At 37.3% G+C, this 17,675-nt stretch carries 14 protein-coding genes; 3 read left to right on the forward strand and 11 right to left on the reverse strand.

Going from position 1 to position 17,675, the window contains the following annotated elements; all coding sequences use genetic code 11:
• Nucleotides 1-15: 15 nt before the first annotated feature.
• Nucleotides 16-1,125: an endonuclease/exonuclease/phosphatase family protein gene (locus tag GJU43_RS07490; protein WP_154340164.1), complete on the forward strand. Its 1,110-nt coding sequence runs from the start codon at nucleotides 16-18 to the stop codon at nucleotides 1,123-1,125.
• A 322-nt stretch (nucleotides 1,126-1,447) separates the two neighbouring features.
• The gene (locus tag GJU43_RS07495; RefSeq protein ID WP_154340165.1) at nucleotides 1,448-1,987 is read left to right on the forward strand and encodes a 3-hydroxyanthranilate 3,4-dioxygenase; all 540 of its coding nucleotides are present in this window, start codon (nucleotides 1,448-1,450) and stop codon (nucleotides 1,985-1,987) included.
• A gap of 59 nt (nucleotides 1,988-2,046) precedes the next feature.
• Here GJU43_RS07495 and GJU43_RS07500 read toward each other — a convergent pair whose 3' ends face one another.
• Nucleotides 2,047-3,006 (reverse strand): MBL fold metallo-hydrolase, encoded by a 960-nt coding sequence (locus GJU43_RS07500; RefSeq protein WP_154340166.1) that lies wholly within the window; start codon nucleotides 3,004-3,006, stop codon nucleotides 2,047-2,049.
• Nucleotides 3,007-3,188: 182 nt separating this feature from the next.
• Here GJU43_RS07500 and GJU43_RS07505 point away from each other — a divergent pair, with 182 nt between their 5' ends.
• A complete protein-coding gene (locus GJU43_RS07505) occupies nucleotides 3,189-4,742 on the forward strand; it encodes an aldehyde dehydrogenase family protein (RefSeq protein WP_154340167.1) in 1,554 nt (517 codons plus the stop codon).
• A gap of 68 nt (nucleotides 4,743-4,810) precedes the next feature.
• Here the strand turns inward: GJU43_RS07505 and GJU43_RS07510 are convergent, their stop codons facing one another.
• From GJU43_RS07510 to GJU43_RS07555, 10 genes are all read right to left on the reverse strand, one after another.
• On the reverse strand, nucleotides 4,811-7,657 hold the full coding sequence (locus tag GJU43_RS07510) for a T9SS type A sorting domain-containing protein (protein WP_154340168.1): 2,847 nt from the start codon (nucleotides 7,655-7,657) through the stop codon (nucleotides 4,811-4,813).
• 634 nt (nucleotides 7,658-8,291) lie between these two features.
• Complete coding sequence (locus tag GJU43_RS07515; protein WP_154340169.1) at nucleotides 8,292-9,065, reverse strand: Bax inhibitor-1/YccA family protein; 774 nt, start codon at nucleotides 9,063-9,065, stop codon at nucleotides 8,292-8,294.
• A gap of 163 nt (nucleotides 9,066-9,228) precedes the next feature.
• Nucleotides 9,229-10,620, reverse strand: coding sequence for an NADH-quinone oxidoreductase subunit N (locus tag GJU43_RS07520; protein WP_154340170.1), 1,392 nt, complete (start codon nucleotides 10,618-10,620; stop codon nucleotides 9,229-9,231).
• Between the two features lie 64 nt (nucleotides 10,621-10,684).
• Nucleotides 10,685-12,124 carry a NuoM family protein gene (locus tag GJU43_RS07525; RefSeq protein WP_154340171.1) on the reverse strand — a complete coding sequence of 480 codons (1,440 nt, stop codon included), beginning with the start codon at nucleotides 12,122-12,124 and terminating at the stop codon, nucleotides 10,685-10,687.
• A 10-nt stretch (nucleotides 12,125-12,134) separates the two neighbouring features.
• Nucleotides 12,135-14,018, reverse strand: a complete 1,884-nt coding sequence (gene nuoL, locus GJU43_RS07530; RefSeq protein ID WP_154340172.1) for an NADH-quinone oxidoreductase subunit L — start codon at nucleotides 14,016-14,018, stop codon at nucleotides 12,135-12,137.
• 6 nt (nucleotides 14,019-14,024) lie between these two features.
• Complete coding sequence (gene nuoK, locus GJU43_RS07535) at nucleotides 14,025-14,345, reverse strand: NADH-quinone oxidoreductase subunit NuoK (protein ID WP_017494599.1); 321 nt, start codon at nucleotides 14,343-14,345, stop codon at nucleotides 14,025-14,027.
• Nucleotides 14,345-14,884, reverse strand: coding sequence for an NADH-quinone oxidoreductase subunit J (locus GJU43_RS07540; protein ID WP_127338241.1), 540 nt, complete (start codon nucleotides 14,882-14,884; stop codon nucleotides 14,345-14,347). Before GJU43_RS07540 ends, nuoK begins: the two co-directional genes overlap by 1 nt.
• Nucleotides 14,885-15,430, reverse strand: coding sequence for an NADH-quinone oxidoreductase subunit I (locus GJU43_RS07545; protein WP_154340173.1), 546 nt, complete (start codon nucleotides 15,428-15,430; stop codon nucleotides 14,885-14,887).
• Between the two features lie 108 nt (nucleotides 15,431-15,538).
• A complete protein-coding gene (gene nuoH, locus GJU43_RS07550) occupies nucleotides 15,539-16,594 on the reverse strand; it encodes an NADH-quinone oxidoreductase subunit NuoH (RefSeq protein ID WP_154340174.1) in 1,056 nt (351 codons plus the stop codon).
• Between the two features lie 2 nt (nucleotides 16,595-16,596).
• The gene (locus GJU43_RS07555) at nucleotides 16,597-17,628 is read right to left on the reverse strand and encodes a 2Fe-2S iron-sulfur cluster-binding protein (RefSeq protein WP_154340175.1); all 1,032 of its coding nucleotides are present in this window, start codon (nucleotides 17,626-17,628) and stop codon (nucleotides 16,597-16,599) included.
• Nucleotides 17,629-17,675: the final 47 nt, after the last annotated feature.

Below are 17,675 nucleotides of genomic sequence, written 5' to 3' on the forward strand. Positions count from 1 at the left end.
AATTCGTCAAGTATTATGCATACTATTATTCGGTTTTCTTTGTTTTTCTTTTTTGTACTATCCTGCGGATTTGCCCAGCCCAAAAAGTTTAAAATACATACAGTTGCTTTCTACAATTTTGAAAATCTTTTTGATACGATCAACGATCCCGCAACAAATGACGATGAATGGACTCCACGTGGAATTCAAAACTGGACGAATGCAAAATACCGACAGAAATTAAAGAACCTTGCGAGGGTCTTGTCTGAAATCGGAACTCCTGAAAACACCAATGCACCTGTTGTGATAGGAGGTTCTGAAATTGAAAACCGGGGCGTTCTGGAAGATTTGATCCGACAGCCCAAATTGCAGCCCTATGATTACGGAATTATTCATTTTGACTCTCCGGACAAACGCGGAATCGATGTTGCTTTATTGTATCAGAAGAAATTTTTCAGGCCGACTTCCTTTTCGAATATCCCGTTAAACATCTATAAAAACAGGAGTACTGTAATAGAAGAAAAAGTAGAAGAAAAAGTAGAAGAAGAGTCAGAGGAAGAAAAGGTTGTAGTGGCTCCCAACAATCGGGTTTTTACCAGAGACCAGCTTTTAATCACGGGATTTTTAGAAGGGGAAGAAATAAGTATAATTGTCAATCACTGGCCTTCGCGGTCCGGAGGAGAAAAAGCAACAGGCAAATATCGGGAAGCTGCCGGGGCTTTAAACCGAAAAATTATCGATTCCTTACAACACATAAATCCCGATGCTAAGGTAATTTCAATGGGAGATTTCAATGATGGTCCCTATAATAGAAGCTTTAAAGTGGCTTTAGGAACGAAAGCAAAAAAATCGGAAGTGCCGGAATTCGGCCTCTTTAATCCGTTTGAAGAAATGTTGGCCAGGGGAATGGGAACGCTCGCTTTTAGGGATTCCTGGGATATTTTCGATCAGATTATACTTTCCGAATCTTTAATAAAACCGGACTTTGATTCTTTCAAATTCTGGAAAGCCGGAATTTTCAATAAACCCTATCTAATTCAAACCTTCGGAAAATACAAAGGATATCCGCTACGGCATACTTTAACCGAAGTAGGTTTCAGTGATCACTTTCCGGTTTATCTTTATCTGATAAAAGAAGTTAAGTAAGTCTCAGTTTTCAGTCTCAGTCTCAGTCTCAGTTCTCAGTTCTCAGTTTTCAGTTTTCAGTCTCAGTCTCAGTCTCAGTCTCGGTTTCAATTTTTAAGCTGTAAACTTCCACTGCGACTGAAAACTATTCCTAGTCTCGGTTTCAATTTTAAGCTGTAAACTGCCACTGCGACTGAAAACTATTCCTAGTCTCGGTTTCAGTTTTTAGCTGTAAACTGCGACTGTAACTGAAAACTTCTGTCACCCTCAGTTTTAGCTGTAAACCGCGACTGCGACTGAAAACTTTTACCTAACTTAGCGTTTATATAAATTAAGGACAAAAATGGCAATAGCAAAACCTTTCAACCTCACCAAATGGATTGAGGAAAATCGTCAATTATTGAAACCACCGGTTGGGAATAAAAATCTTTATGTTGATTCGGGTGATTATATCGTCATGATTGTTGCAGGACCAAACGCCAGAAAAGACTATCATTATAACGAAACCGAAGAACTTTTTTACCAGTTGGAAGGAAGTATAAAAGTAGTAATCCAGGAAGATGGAGAGCGTAAAGAGATGATTTTAAATGCAGGTGACATGTACCTTCATCCGGCTAAAATTCCGCATTCTCCGGTTCGTTCCGAAGGTTCCATTGGCCTGGTGATCGAGCGTAAACGTGCCGGAAAAGGATATACAGACGGTTTGCTTTGGCATTGTGATAACTGCAATCATAAACTTTATGAAGTGCATTTTGAATTGCATAATATCGAAAAAGATTTCCTCCCGCATTTCGAACATTTTTATAATTCAGAAGAATTAAGAACCTGCGATAACTGCGGAACCGTTATGGAATCTGATCCCAGGTTTATAGCGAAGAAATAAGGAAACTATCGAATTTCAAAACTGACAGGTTTCAAAAACCTGTCAGTTTTAGATAATTCCTATAAATCAAAACGTTTCCCTTGTTCCGGATAAATGAGTTGAACTCCTAAATCATTTTGACTTTTGAGTTGCTCTTTAATTTTAGTAATGTTTTTGGTCGGCGGTTTTAAATGGGTGACAATAATTTTAAAACCTTTCAAAGTATCTTTTCCGGCCAGTTCTTCCAGAACATGAAGTTCTTTCATTAGGTAATTCGGAGTTAAATGTCCAAATAAGAATTTATCAGGCTGTTCGTTAGGGAATGAAACTTCAATAAAAATTCCTTTCAGTTGTTTATTTTTAACTAGTGGAGCAATCGCCGTCCATAACTCCTTTAAATGAGTGTTTTTTTCGACTTCGTCCGGTCCCGTATCTCCTAAATACAAAGCGTAACTATCACCATTTCTGATCAGGAAAGCAGTACTTTCAAACGGATTGACATGGCTTAATGGGAAAGCTTTTACGGCCATTGTGGTATTGGTAACAGGAGTTTCTTCGTTAGGAGCTAAAGTCTGAAAATGGTATTTTTTCAAAGGAAATCCGGGTCCCTGATCACCAAAATTAGCCCACGTCTGATCGTTGAAATAATGGTTTTCCATCATTTCCATACACTTACCAGTGGCATAAACAGTTTTTGAAGAATCAGCAGGAGAATTAATAATCAAACCGGATACATGATCCAAATGGGCGTGGGAAATCAAATACCCTTTGATGTATTTTCGTAAGACCTCGCTGATGGATATTTTGAATGTTTTCTTTTCAATGGCTTTTTCGATTCCGGCATTTACAGTTCCGGCATCAAGACAGATATAATCATTGGTTTTTACCGGAGCCAGCAAATAAGCCGACAGGTTTTTTTCATCAATGCCTCCTTTTACTCCTAAAGGAACCACCTGAAAAGCGGCTTGTTGTAGTTTTTGAGAAAAAGCGGAACCGGATAATAAAAGAAAACAGATCAGAAGTTTATTGAAAAATGTCATGTCTAAATAATTTGATGATGCAAATTTCATTAAATAATGGCAATAAATTGCCACATACTTTTAGAATTCCTATTTAATAACGCTAAATTTACTTTGTTTTTAACAACATAATTAAATCAAAATTCAACTCGAAACAATATCTTTACAAAAAAAATATAACAATTTTAACTAAAAAAGTTACAATGACAACAATAGCATCACAATTTGGAATGAATGAGGCTCTGGAAAAATTGGGCATCAAAACAATAAATGAAGGAACATCTACCGGTTTAGAGAACTTTTCATCGGGAGAAATCCTGGAAAGTTATTCACCGGTGGATGGAAAATTAATTGCTTCCGTAAAAATGTCAACGGCTGAAGATTATGAAAAAGTAATGAAGTCGGCAACAGCAGCTTTCAAAACTTTTAGATTAATTCCGGCTCCGCAGCGTGGTGAAATTGTGCGTCAGTTTGGAGAGAAATTACGTCAGAACAAAGAAGCACTTGGTAAATTGGTTTCGTATGAAATGGGGAAATCACTTCAGGAAGGCTACGGCGAAGTACAGGAAATGATTGACATCTGTGACTTTGCAGTAGGTTTATCACGTCAGCTTCACGGATTGACGATGCATTCTGAAAGACCGGGACACCGTATGTATGAGCAATACCACTCTTTGGGAGTTGTTGGAATTATTTCCGCCTTTAATTTTCCGGTGGCAGTCTGGGCATGGAATACGGCTTTGGCGTGGATTTCCGGAGATGTATGCGTTTGGAAACCTTCAGAGAAAACACCACTTTGCGGAATTGCCTGTCAAAATATTATGGCACAGGTAATCAAAGAAAATAATTTGCCGGAAGGAATTTCATGTCTGATCAATGGCGATTATAAAATAGGAGAACTAATGACCGCTGATACCCGTATTCCTTTAATTTCGGCTACAGGTTCCACCCGAATGGGAAAAATCGTGGCACAGACTGTTGCAGGTCGTTTAGGAAAATCGTTATTGGAATTAGGAGGTAATAATGCCATTATCGTTACTCCGGATGCTGATATCAAAATGACCGTGATCGGAGCTGTTTTCGGAGCTGTAGGTACTGCAGGACAACGTTGTACTTCAACACGAAGACTAATCATTCACGAAAGTATTTATGATAAAGTAAGAGATGCTCTGGTAGCGGCGTACAAACAATTAAGAATCGGAAATCCGCTTGACGAAAATAACCATGTCGGACCGCTAATTGATACCCATGCCGTAGCAATGTATGCACAGGCACTGAATAAAGTAGTTGCCGAAGGCGGAACTATTCTGGTAGAAGGCGGAGTGCTTTCAGGCGAAGGTTACGAAAGCGGCTGTTATGTTAAACCGGCAATTGCAGAAGCTGAAAATTCATTTGAAATTGTACAGCACGAAACTTTCGCTCCGGTTTTATACTTAGTGAAATATTCAGGAGATGTAGAAAATGCAATTGACCTTCAAAACGGAGTAGCACAAGGATTATCCTCCGCAATTATGACGAATAATTTGCGTGAAGCAGAAAGATTCCTTTCGGTTACAGGATCAGATTGTGGAATTGCGAATGTAAATATTGGAACTTCAGGAGCTGAAATCGGAGGTGCTTTTGGAGGAGAAAAAGAAACCGGAGGCGGTCGCGAATCAGGTTCGGATGCCTGGAAAATATACATGAGACGTCAAACCAATACGATCAATTATACCACCAGCCTGCCATTGGCACAGGGAATAAAATTTGATTTGTAATATTTTGATTTAAACTAAAAAAGGCTTCCAAAAATGGAAGCCTTTTTCTTTGATAAGAAGTTATGGTATTATTTCTTTATAATCGTCTGACTAAAAGTGCCTTCTGAAGTATGTATTTTAGCAAAGTAGGTTCCAGGACTTAAATTACTAACATCGATTGTTTCACTGCTTTTTCCGGAAGTTTTAACTAAGGAAGCTAACATATTATAAATTTCAATTTTTTCTATTGATTGCCCTGAATTTGATACGTATAAGGTTTCTGAAACAGGATTAGGATATACTGTTGTTTTTACAGTTTCAGTTTGTTTTGCTTCATTTTGTGCTACGCGTAAAGTTCCACCGCTATAGACTGTACTGATATAAAATAAATTAGCAACTGATCCTTTGGTGATCGTATTTGTCCCGGCAGGAATGGAAGCTGTAACAATTCCGGCAGTAGCAGTATACGATACATTGTTTACTTTTATTGTTCCGGTAAAATTGGAATCAAATACCAAAGTTAAAGTTGAAGCGGCGGTTGTAGTATACGTTATAGAAGTACTGGATTCAATTTTTAAACGCGCTGTTAAGGTCAATCCGGCATAAGTTACAGATCCGGCGGTAGAGTTCATGTTTCCTGTAATGGTATAAAAAGAACTTGTTTTTCCTGATGTTGTAAAATTATGTATTTGATTTCCGGAAGAACCTCCGCCAGTGGTTACCGTAATAGTTCCGGATCCTGTTGCCGGTGAACCTGCAGTACCGGTTGTTGCGATCGAATAGGATACAGTTGCGGTCGGTGTTCCGGTAATCGTAATGGTTTTGGCCGTCGTATTTTTTACAAAACTAATTCCTGATGCAGGTAAACCGGTTACTGTGGCGTCTGTTGCGTTGCCACCCCACGTGAAAACAATAGAGCCAATTGCTGTACCGCTTGTCACAGTCTGGTTGTTATTGGTTGTTGAAGTCAGTGTTTGATTTCCTGCTGTAGTTACGGTTATAGTTCCGGATCCTGTTGCCGGTGAACCTGCAGTACCAGTTGTTGCGATCGAATAGGATACAGTTGCGGTCGGTGTTCCCGTAATCGTAATGGTTTTGGCTGTCGTATTTTTGACAAAACTAATTCCGGACGCAGGTAATCCTGTCACCGTTGCGTCTGTAGCAGTTCCTCCCCAGGTAAATACGATCGTGCCAATAGCCGAACCGCTTGTTACGGATTGGTTATTGTTTGAACCTGAACTTAGCGTTTGTGAACCGGTCGGAGGATTTGATTCGCCCTGTACAGAAACTAATGTACCTGTATAGTTAGTCAGGGCTGATTTTAATGCTGTAATGACAAGAGACGATGTGTCATCAGTTGCATTGTTAAAAGTCCATTTTAAGTCACCACCGGAAACACGCCCTGAATATTGAATGGTTTTGGTTTTGGCTGAAGCAGGTTGTTCTACCGTTAGGTTTTTAATATAAAGTGCAGCATTAGTATCGAAATTGTTATAAGTATTGGCGCCTGATTTTGATTTCACAGTACTGCTCACTACTTCACCTCTTGATGAGGCTACATAAGCATCAAAGTCGGTCGTTGAACTGATTTTGCCGGAAATATTATAAAGAGGATTAGTATCTCCATAGGCAACAAAACGCATGTTGTTAGTCGCAATATCAGCATCGAAAGTATTGTTGAACGCTTTGATAGAACCTCCGGCTTCACCAGAAAATGTACCCATTGTTCCGGCATTATTGACCTGATTAGCTTCGTCCCAGATATCAGTGCCCTGAAGTGAAGTAAGCATCGGATGTTTGCTGTTTCTGAAATAATTGCCTTCTACAAACAGGGAAGAACCTAAAGTGGAACCCGAACCGTATTTGGCAACACCATCAAAATAATTGTTGTAAATGTGAGCCGAGTAATATCTCACACGCGGATGACGTGAATCCGAGTGGTCGAACCAGTTGTGATGGTACGTAATATATAAACCGGCTGTTGTTCCTTCGCTTAATCCTAATAAACTCGCTTTTCCGTTATCCCAAAAGTGGTTGTAGGATAAGGTAATGTAGGTTGAGGTTTTATTGTCGAGGGCACCATCACCTTTTATCTGATCGGCGTCGCTGCCCGCATTTCCGTAGAATAAATCGCAATTGTGCACCCAGATGTGGTCGTTATCCTGCTGCATTCCGACATTATCTCCGGCAGTACTGTTACAATTCATAAAACCCAGATTGCTTACTTCAATGTTGGAAGCTGCCTTAAGGCGAACTCCCCAGCCATTGGCAACAGCGTCGGTTCCAACACCCTCAAAAGTGACATAACTGGAAGCATTATTCGCATTTTCTATTACTATGTCGCCTCCTTCCATGACGGTCAAATCAGTAATGTTTCCGATAAGTCGAAAAATAAAAGGGCGTGTATCTTTCCCTTTTTTTATCGCATACAAAATATTTTGCAGTCCAACACAAGGATTTGCGCTGGCTCCTGTAATATCAAGGGAAACCGTATTTTTGGTGTTCTGCGTAATGTAAACAATTACGGCATTATCTTTTGGAGTACCGTCAATTTTGTATCCTCCCGGAACTCTTCCGCTGTCAAAAGCAAATCCGTTACGATCCTGAGCTACGACGGTTAAAGTACCTGTTGTGCTTCCCGTCCCTTCGGTTCCTGAAATTACCGGTTTTACTTTTACAGTGTAAGATCCTGATTTAAGACCCGGAATGTCAGCACGGAAATAACTCCCATAACTTCTGATCAGTTGGTCGTCTATTTTTTGATCCGTAATTCCCTGACCCGTGTAATACACATTGTAACTTTGGGCATTGCTAACAGGCTGCCATTTTACAAATGCTGATTCGAGCCAGCCGGAAGATTCAGTAATTTGAATTTGTTGTGCCCATGTCTGAACTGCTAAGAGAAAAGCAGCCAGAAAAAGTAAGTTTTTTTTCATTGTGGTTAGTTTTTAAAGTTAGTAAATAATCAAAAGTGATTTTTTTGTGGTTTTTAGTATCGAAAACAATTTTAATTGTAATCGATTACACAAAAATATATAAAATTTCGATATTCAAAATAAAATAGTTTTAAAAAAGAATTTATAATAAAAAAAATAGCTTTTAAATATTTAATATGTAATAAATTGCATTAATTGTAATTTATTACATATTTGAAGAATTCTTCATGAAGTCTTATTTTTACTACACTTTTTAAATTTTAGAAAAGCCGCACCATTAAAAAAATAATGTAAGAAGTTAAAATGTTAGCCAGTTATAATTTTTTTAAATAAAAAGAAAAATACTGTTAAATTTAAAAAATTGAAGAAGGTTTTCACTGTCAAAATGGAAGGCTGAGGTCAATTTTAATTTAAAATGAAGGTGAATATCGTTCTGAAAATGGATTTTTGAAGGATACTCATCTGTATTTTCACACCAAAAAGAGGAAATATGTTGTGGCGATTTCATTCAAAAGAGCGTAAATTTATTCCGATAATTGAAAAAACAGAAGAGGGAATCAGTTTTAGATTTTAAGTATAAAAAAAGCCCTTTTGAATTTCAAAAGGACTTTTTTATGAGGGTATAATTAAAGAATTAATCTTTGCTCGATAATTTTGAAAGTAATCTCAGGAATTCGATATACAACCAAACCAGCGTGATCACTAATCCCATTGCGCCGTACCATTCCATAAATTTCGGCATTTTTTGTTGTACTCCTTTTTCGATTTGGTCGAAATCCAGGAATATATTTAAGGCTGCTATAATAATTACAAAAACGCTGATTCCGATACTCATTAATGAATTTCCGTGATGAACAGGAGTAAAGTTGGTAAACATGGATACCACCCATGAAATCAGGTAATAGGTTGCAATCGCTAAGGTTGCTGCAATAACGACTGATCTAAATTGTTCCGTCACTTTTACAATCTTAAACTTGTATAGTCCCAGACAAATTAAAAAAGTAACCAGGGTTGCTCCAACCGCATTGATAACGATTCCCGGATATCTGGCTTCAAAAATGGCAGAAATTCCACCTATAAACAGACCTTCAAACAAGGCATAACCTGGCGCTAAATAAGGAGAAGCCTGTGGTTTGAATGCAGAAACGATAACCAGGATAAGTCCAACAACAGCACCGCCAATTGCCGGTAACATTACATTCATTCCGTTAAAAGCCATCCACCACGTTATTAGGGATGAGCCGCATAAGATTAAAAATAAAATAGCCGTCTTATTAATAGTACCCGATAAAGTCATTTCCTGATTATAGTCAATAATCTGTGCATGGTGTACTTCTTCAGCTTTTGAAACTGCATTTGATGAAAAACGCTTGTTGCTTAAAAAAGGATTTTTTGAATTGAAGTTCATAGTTCTAATACTTTTAATTGTATTCAAATATATGGAGTTTTTTTGAAGTGGAATTGTTTCTGTATTTTTTTTAACATGATTTTTTCTTCTGAATAAAGGTGTGTTAAAACAAAAAATCCATCAGTGAATGCTGATGGATTTTGATATGTTGAGATTGAAATTTCTATTTCAATAAATCTAAAACTAAAGAAGGGAATAAACCTAAAGCAATATTCAAAACAATAGAAACGATGGCAACAGCGTAAATAAGGAAAGGCTTCCCAGTGCGCTCTTCATTTGGCTCTTTTGAATACATGGCTAAAATTAGTTTGAAATAATAGCCAACACTAATAATAGAGTTGATCACTGCTACGATAACCAAAGCAATATATCCTGCCTGAATAGTCTCGTTGAATAAGAATAATTTAGCGAAAAATCCTGAAAAGATTGGAATTCCGGCCATGGACAATAATGAACCTGTCAGTATAGCAGCCAATAAAGGATTTGTTTTTCCTAGTCCGTGGAAGTTCGTAATGTCTTCGTTATGCTTGTTTTTACAAACATATAAGATTACGCTGAAAGCAGCAATCCCGGCCAAAGCATAAGCAGCAGTATAATACAATAAAACACCTGCTGAGGTGGCAATGCTTAATAAAGTCATTAACATAAATCCTGCATGTGAAATTCCGGAGAATGCCAGCATACGTTTTACATTCACCTGACGCAAGGCCATAATATTACCGACAGTCATAGAAGCCATCGATACAATTACAACAATTATTTCAAAGGTTCCCAACAGATCCTGATTTTCAAGTGAAGGGATTAAATTTAAGGCGCTTACTAATTTGTATAAAGTTGCTATAGCAATAACTTTTGCCAAAGTACTCATTAAAGCTGTTGTTAACGCCGGAGAACCTTCATAAACGTCCGGAGCCCAAAAATGAAAAGGTACGGCAGCTACTTTAAATAACATTCCGATGACTACCAAAACCATTCCGATTGGAAACCAGATTGGCAGCTCTGCAGATAAAGAACTTTCATGTATTTCAACAACGTCAAAACTTCCCATTGCTCCGTAAATCAAACAGATTCCAAATAAAATAATTCCTGACGCGAAGGATCCCATTAAGAAATACTTCATACCGGCTTCGTTACTTTTTAGGTTCAGACGATCACTTGCCGCAAGAATGTATAAAGCGATGGATAATATTTCAATTCCTAAGAAAAACATAGCCAGGTTTCCAAAAGAGACCATCGCTACACCTCCTGCTAATAAAAATACTTTTATAGCAATAAAATCGGAAATTTTGGTTTGATGATTTTCATAAAAATTATGACTTAAGGCTACTAAGAAAATAGTCAGCACAATAAATAAAGATGAAAAAGCAGTAGAAAACTTACTCACTTCGATCATATTATTGTAATAACTTCCTGTCGAACCGAATTCATAAAAATTAAGTGCCAAAACTCCCAAAAGTCCAACAATGGTAAAAGGAACAATGGCTTTCCTTAAATTAAGAATTTCAAACAATAGGCAGAAAATACCCAATCCCGTTATAGCTATTAATGTATTCATTTTTGTTTTTTTGATTTAGGAAATCTAAAACTAATGATGCCCTAATTTATTTTTATTTAAAATATTAATTTTTATTGATAACGTTTAAAATAGTCTCTAAACTTGGTGTGATCAAATCTGTAATTGGTTTTGGATAGAATCCGAAGAAAATCAAAACAGCAATAATCGCAACCAGAGAAATTCCTTCATTAAGCGTAACATCGGCAAATGTTTTTGAATTGGCTTCGCCCAACATAACATTCTGAAACATTTTAAGCATATAATACGCTCCAAGGATAATGGTGGTTCCGCCTAAAACAGCAAACCATACATTAATCTGTGAAAGACTATATAAAACGGTGAATTCTCCAACAAAATTAAAAGTACTTGGCAATGCGACTGAGGCCAGAACTAAAATTAAAAACATTGAAGTAAATTTCGGAGACTGTATGCGGATCCCGCCTAACTCAGAAATTTGTCTGGTTTCAAATCTTCTGAAGATAATTTCGGCAGCATAGAATAATCCGACTACAACAAAACCGTGAGCGATCATTTGCAGCACAGCTCCACGTAAACCATCAATGGTTAAGGTATAAGTTCCGGCAGCAATTAATCCAACGTGAGCCAGAGAAGAATAGGCTAATAATTTCTTCAGATCTTTTTGTCTTAAAGCTACAATAGAACCATAGATTACACCCGCAATTCCTAAAGCGATAAAAATATTCATATATTCTTTTGCCGCAAGGGGAGCAATTGGCAATTGCCAGCGGATGACACTGTACAATCCCATTTTTAGCATGATACCGGATAAAAGCATGGTTCCAACAGTTGGTGCTTTTTGGTATACGCTTGCCTGCCACGTATGGAAAGGAATGATCGGAATTTTAATGGCATAGGCTAAGAAGAAAGCCAGGAAGATCCAAAGCTGTTCTGTTGCAGATAAATTCAATTTATATAAATCCTCAATCAGGAAACTTCCTGCCTTTTGATATAAATAAATGAAAGCAACCAGCATAAACAGGGAACCTGCAAGTGTATAAATAAAGAATTTAACCACTGCTTTTCTGCGTTCCTCAGCATCTCCGTTACCCCAGATCAGCGCAATAAAATAGATTGGAATAAGGGATAATTCCCAGAAAATATAATATAATAAACCATCTGCTGCCAGGAAAGTTCCTGTCATAGCAAAGGCCATAAATAAAATTAAAGCATAAAAACCTTTTGCATTTTTATATTCATTTCCGAAAGAAGAGAATATAATGATTGGGGTTAAAGCTACCGTTAACAAAAGCATTGCCATTGCCAGACCGTCTGCATTTAAAACAAATGAGATTTTGGGCTGGGTAATCCAGGCATTGATTAAGCTAATGTTTTCGCCCGCATTGAAATGGCTTAATAAAACCAGCGAACAGCCCAAAGCTGCTAAACTAAAGAACAAGGCTACTTTTGAAGCAAGTTTGTCACCAACAAAATAAGTGGCAAATGCACCAATTAAAAGAATAATTAATATAAGAGAAACGTTCATAGTTATAAAATTATTGAGCTAAAAATATATAGGAAATAATGGCACAAAGACCCAAAACAAAAGCAAAAAGGTATAATCCGATACTTCCGTTTTGTAATTTTTTACCCTGAAAACCTATTTCATTTGTTACTTTACCCAGTCCGAAAACAAAGGCAGATAAACCGGTTTCGATGTAATCCCTGAAAAATCGTGATAACACATTTACAGATCGCACGAATACAACATCGTAGATTTCATCTACATAATATTTGTTGTATAAAACTTTAGTCAATCCGGTGATGTTTTCGTCAGCTTCCGGAACATTATCCTGTTTGAAGTATTTGATGTAAGCGATCAACATACCTAATAAACAGCCTGCAACTGCAACACCCATCAAAGTATATTCCGTTGTTCCTAGATGGTGTTCTTCGCCTGCCGCTTTCGTAAAAAGCGGAGCCATATATTCATTTAACCAACTATTTCCAGGAAGACTGATAAGTCCGCCAAAAGCAGCTAAAATTGCCAAAATCATCAATGGGAACGTAATTAATCCGTCGCTTTCATGTAAATGATGTTTTTGTTCTTCAGTTCCTCTGAAATCTTTAAAGAAAGTCAGGAACATTAATCGGAACATATAAAAAGCAGTCATGATAGAAGCAATAGAGCCAACCACATATAAGGGAATACTGTGGTGGAAAGCAGTCATTAAAATTTCATCTTTAGAGAAGAAACCTGAAAGTAAAGGGAAACCTGAAATGGCTAATGAAGAAATCATCATTGTCCAGAAAGTAACAGGCATTGCTTTACGCAGACCCCCCATTTTACGCATATCCTGCTCGCCATGTAAACCATGAATTACAGATCCTGATCCTAAGAATAGACAAGCCTTAAAGAAAGCGTGTGTGATTACGTGGAAAACAGCTACTTCATAAGCACCAAATCCTAAGGCTAAAAACATTAGTCCTAATTGGGAAACGGTAGAGTAAGCCAATACTTTTTTGATGTCTGTCTGAACCAAGCCAATGGTTGCAGCAACTAATGAAGTCACAGCTCCAATAACAGCAATAACGGTTTGAACATCCGGTGCTAAATCAAATACAAAATTTAATCGCGTTATCATAAAGATACCTGCTGTCACCATCGTTGCAGCGTGAATCAACGCAGAAACAGGAGTTGGTCCTGCCATCGCATCCGGTAACCAGGTGTATAAAGGAATCTGTGCAGATTTACCACAAGCCCCAATAAATAAACACAAGGCAGCTAATGAAAGCAATGGAATATTTAAGGTAGTTGCTCCCGAAATTGCCGTTTTTAAAGTCGCATAATCTAAAGTAGAGAACATGGAACCAATAATAAACATACCGATTAAAAGACCTAAATCTCCGATTCTGTTCATGATGAATGCTTTTTTCGCAGCATCATTGTAATCCTGGTTTTTATACCAGAATCCAATTAATAAGTACGAACAAAGTCCAACACCTTCCCAACCGATAAATAAAACCAATAAGTTACTTCCCATTACAAGTGTAATCATGAAAAACACGAACAAGTTTAAATAAGAGAAAAACTTATGCATATTCTCATCATCGTGCATGTAGCTGATAGAATATAAATGAATCAATGATCCGATACCGGTTACAAAAAGCAACCATAATAAGGACAACTGATCTAATAAAAATCCAAGATTAATATGAAGATTGCTAATCTGAATCCAGTCAAATAAAGTTATCTGAATGGCTTGTTTGGTTTGTGTAATCTGAGAGAAAAAGAAAAGTGTAACCGCAAAAGAAACTACTACTGCAGCCGTTCCGATAATACCGGAAACTGTTTTGCCTAAACTTTTTCCAAAGAAGACATTGATTAAAAATCCTAAAAAAGGAGCTAATACTAAAACTAAAGCTAAATTGGTATTCATTTCCATTTATCCTTTTAAATTTTTTAAATTATCGATACTAATCGAACCTAAATTTCTAAAGATCGAAACTAAAATAGCCAATCCTACCGCAACTTCAGCCGCAGCAACTGCCATCGAAAAGAAAACAAAAACTTGTCCCTGTGCATCCTGATGATAGGTTGAAAAAGCTACAAATAAAAGGTTAACCGCATTCAGCATGATTTCGATAGACATAAAAACGATGATAGCATTTCGTCTGTACAATACACCAAAAATACCAATACAGAAAAGTACAACACTTAAAAAGATGTAATTTTCAATACCTATTTGATTTAATATATTACCCATTATTTATTTAATTTTTCTTTTTTAGACAATAATACAGTTCCAATCATCGCTACCAAAAGCAGGATCGATGCAAATTCAAACGGAACCATATATTCGTTCAGTAATATTTTACCCAGTACTTTTATCGATTGAAAATCCTCACCGGTAGAATCATACGCTCCGACAATTGGTTTCGAGTTAATGAAGATTGCAATCAGTACGATGCAAATCAAACAGAAAGAAACTATGGCACCCAAACGTGTAATTCTGGGTCTGTGCACCTGATGGCGTTCGTTTAGATTCATTAACATGATCGTAAACAGGAACAAAATCATAATAGCCCCGGAGTATACAATAAGATGTACGATAGCCAAAAATTGAGAGTTTAATAATAAATAATGACCAGCAATCGAAAAGAAACAAATTACTAAATAGATAGCACTGTGAATCGGGTTTCTGCTAAAAATGGTCAGGAAAGCGGTGATCACCGTAATAAACGCTAAGAAACAAAATATAATTTGTACAGTAGTTGCGTGTGCAAAATCAGGAATATGTATCATTTAGTTAGCATTATTAAGTTGAGCATTTTTGATCGCCACGTCAAGAGGCATCACTAATCTGTCTTTTCCAAAAATGAAGTCTTCTCTTTCGTAACTTGAAGGGACCAAAACTTTAGAAGTAGTCAGATAAATGGCATCCTTTGGACAGGCTTCTTCACATAAGCCGCAAAAAATACAACGAAGCATATTGATTTCGTAAATTGAGGCATATTTTTCCTCTCTGTACAAATGTTTTTCATCTGCTTTACGCTCGGCAGCTTTCATGGTGATGGCTTCAGCAGGACATGACAAAGCGCATAATCCACAGGCTGTACAGTTTTCACGACCTTGCTCATCACGTTTCAATTGGTGCTGACCACGGTATACAGGACTCATTTCACGTATTTGTTCCGGATAATGGATCGTCACTTTTTTTCTGAACAAGTGCTTTACCGTAATAAATAATCCTTTTACAATCGCTACAAGATACAATCGTTCCAAAAAGGTCATCTCCTTATTGGAGACCATCTTTTTTCTACCCGATAATGATATAGTTTCTATTGACATTTTTTAACGTATGATTTATGATTTCCAAGTTGTACGAAACAAATTCAAAATCTATTTTATTTTATTTGAAGCTTAATCCTGCTATGATCAGGGTTAGGGCTCTCGGTATTACAAACCTAAAAAGGCTGCAATTTCACTTCTTAAAATAACAGCTCCGGTAATCATGATATTGATGATCGACAGCGGAATTAATATTTTCCATCCTAAATGCATCAATTGATCGTATCTGAATCTTGGAATTGTCCAACGCACCCACATATAGAAAAATATGAAGAAACATATTTTTACAAACAATACTGCAATTCCCAAAAGGTTAGCGGTATTTACACCCACATTTTCTACCATCCATTGCATACCCGGATAGTTGTAACCTCCGAAAAACAATACAGATATAATAGTAGCAGAGATAAACATATTGGCATATTCAGCAAATAAGTAGAATCCCATTTTCATGGATGAATATTCTGTATGGTAACCACCAATTAATTCAGATTCACATTCCGCCAAATCAAAAGGAGTTCTGTTGGTTTCTGCGAAAGCACAAATTAGGAAAATCAGGAAAGATAAAGGCTGGTATAATATGTTCCAATGCCATTCTGCCTGTTGCTCAGAAATTTCTTTTAAGCTTAAAGTTCCGGTCATCATCAATAATGCAATCATCGATAATCCCATCGCAACTTCGTAAGAAACCATTTGAGAAGCAGCACGAACGGCTCCCATCAATGAGAATTTATTGTTAGAGGCCCATCCACCGATCATGATACCGTAAACTCCCACAGATACAACTCCGAAGAAATACAATAAACCGATATTGATATCCGTAGCCTGCAAAAGAACATCTCTGCCAAAAATATGTAAGCGATCGCCCCACGGAATTACGGCACTGGTCATTAAGGCAGTACTCATGGCAATTGCCGGACCTACCACAAATAAGAACTTGTTAGGCGTATTCGGGAAGAATTCTTCTTTGGAGAATAATTTCATACCATCAGCAAGAGGCTGTAATAAACCTCCCCAACCTGCACGGTTAGGTCCGACACGGTCTTGTAAAAAAGCGGCTACTTTACGTTCAGCCCAGGTAGAATACATCGCCATAATCATTGTTACGGCAAAAACCACAACAATTACAACACTTTTTTCTATAATAAATGCACCATCTACCATCGTTAAGAGTTTTGATTGTTAGTGTTTAACGGAATTTCAGCCATACTGATTTTTTTACGGTCAATATCTCTACCCATTAGAATCGTTTTTTCAGTATCGATTTCTACTTTTTCTAATTTCTGAGTATAGTTGTTTTGATTGATCACAGAATCTTTTTCAAATTCTCTTGGTCCTTCAATCGTCCAGTCGTTTACATTTTTGTGGTCGAAACGGCAAGAATTACAAATAAATTCTTCCACTTCATGATATTCGTCTTTACGGCCAGTCACACGTTGAATTTCTCCTCCAAACATCCATACAGTTGTTTTTCCACAACATCCCGGAGTAGTACATTCTCTGTGTGCATTGTAAGGTTTGTTGAACCAGACTCTGGATTTGAAACGGAAAGTTTTGTCTGTTAAGGCTCCAACAGGGCAAACGTCGATCATGTTTCCGGAGAATTCGTTGTCAATAGCTTTAGAAATTCCGGTAGAAATATTAGCGTGATCGCCACGATCTAATACACCGTGAACTCTGTTGTCTGTCAATTGATCTGCCACTTGGACACATCTTTGGCATAAGATACAACGGTTCATATGAAGTTGAATATGCGGACCGATATCTTCGGGCTCGAATGTTCTTTTTTCTTCAATAAAACGTGATTTCGGATTTCCGTGCTCAAAACTTAAGTTCTGAAGGTCACATTCTCCTGCCTGATCACAAACCGGACAGTCTAATGGGTGGTTGATCAGTAAAAACTCAGTTACAGATTTACGGGCTTCCGTTACTCTGTCCGAAGATTTACTGTTCACTTCCATTCCGTCCATACATCCTGTTACACAAGAAGCCATTAACTTTGGCATTGGTCTTGGGTCAGCTTCACTTCCTTTGGAAACTTCAACTAAACAACAACGACATTTACCGCCGCTGCCTTTTAATTTTGAGTAATAGCACATGGCTGGCGGAACTAAATCTCCTCCAATCATACGTGCAGCCTGCAGGATCGTTGTTCCTGGTTCTACGTCTATACTTTGACCGTCTATGGTTACTTTCATCTCTTAATTTTGTTTTTTTAGTTTCAGGTTTCAAGTTTCAGTGCCGA

Origin of the sequence: Flavobacterium sp. LC2016-23, from assembly GCF_009674775.1 — a bacterium.
Taxonomy (GTDB): domain Bacteria; phylum Bacteroidota; class Bacteroidia; order Flavobacteriales; family Flavobacteriaceae; genus Flavobacterium.

What these genes read in the sequence shown, in the direction of transcription:
- nuoK (WP_017494599.1), bottom strand. Translation starts at nt 14,345, where the DNA reads ATGGGTAATATATTAAATCAAATAGGTATTGAAAATTACATCTTTTTA.
- nuoL (WP_154340172.1), bottom strand. Translation starts at nt 14,018, where the DNA reads ATGAATACCAATTTAGCTTTAGTTTTAGTATTAGCTCCTTTTTTAGGA.
- GJU43_RS07510 (WP_154340168.1), bottom strand. Translation starts at nt 7,657, where the DNA reads ATGAAAAAAAACTTACTTTTTCTGGCTGCTTTTCTCTTAGCAGTTCAG.
- GJU43_RS07545 (WP_154340173.1), bottom strand. Translation starts at nt 15,430, where the DNA reads ATGTCAATAGAAACTATATCATTATCGGGTAGAAAAAAGATGGTCTCC.
- GJU43_RS07490 (WP_154340164.1), top strand. Translation starts at nt 16, where the DNA reads ATGCATACTATTATTCGGTTTTCTTTGTTTTTCTTTTTTGTACTATCC.
- GJU43_RS07520 (WP_154340170.1), bottom strand. Translation starts at nt 10,620, where the DNA reads ATGAATACATTAATAGCTATAACGGGATTGGGTATTTTCTGCCTATTG.
- GJU43_RS07495 (WP_154340165.1), top strand. Translation starts at nt 1,448, where the DNA reads ATGGCAATAGCAAAACCTTTCAACCTCACCAAATGGATTGAGGAAAAT.
- GJU43_RS07505 (WP_154340167.1), top strand. Translation starts at nt 3,189, where the DNA reads ATGACAACAATAGCATCACAATTTGGAATGAATGAGGCTCTGGAAAAA.
- GJU43_RS07525 (WP_154340171.1), bottom strand. Translation starts at nt 12,124, where the DNA reads ATGAACGTTTCTCTTATATTAATTATTCTTTTAATTGGTGCATTTGCC.
- nuoH (WP_154340174.1), bottom strand. Translation starts at nt 16,594, where the DNA reads ATGGTAGATGGTGCATTTATTATAGAAAAAAGTGTTGTAATTGTTGTG.
- GJU43_RS07555 (WP_154340175.1), bottom strand. Translation starts at nt 17,628, where the DNA reads ATGAAAGTAACCATAGACGGTCAAAGTATAGACGTAGAACCAGGAACA.
- GJU43_RS07500 (WP_154340166.1), bottom strand. Translation starts at nt 3,006, where the DNA reads ATGACATTTTTCAATAAACTTCTGATCTGTTTTCTTTTATTATCCGGT.
- GJU43_RS07515 (WP_154340169.1), bottom strand. Translation starts at nt 9,065, where the DNA reads ATGAACTTCAATTCAAAAAATCCTTTTTTAAGCAACAAGCGTTTTTCA.
- GJU43_RS07540 (WP_127338241.1), bottom strand. Translation starts at nt 14,884, where the DNA reads ATGATACATATTCCTGATTTTGCACACGCAACTACTGTACAAATTATA.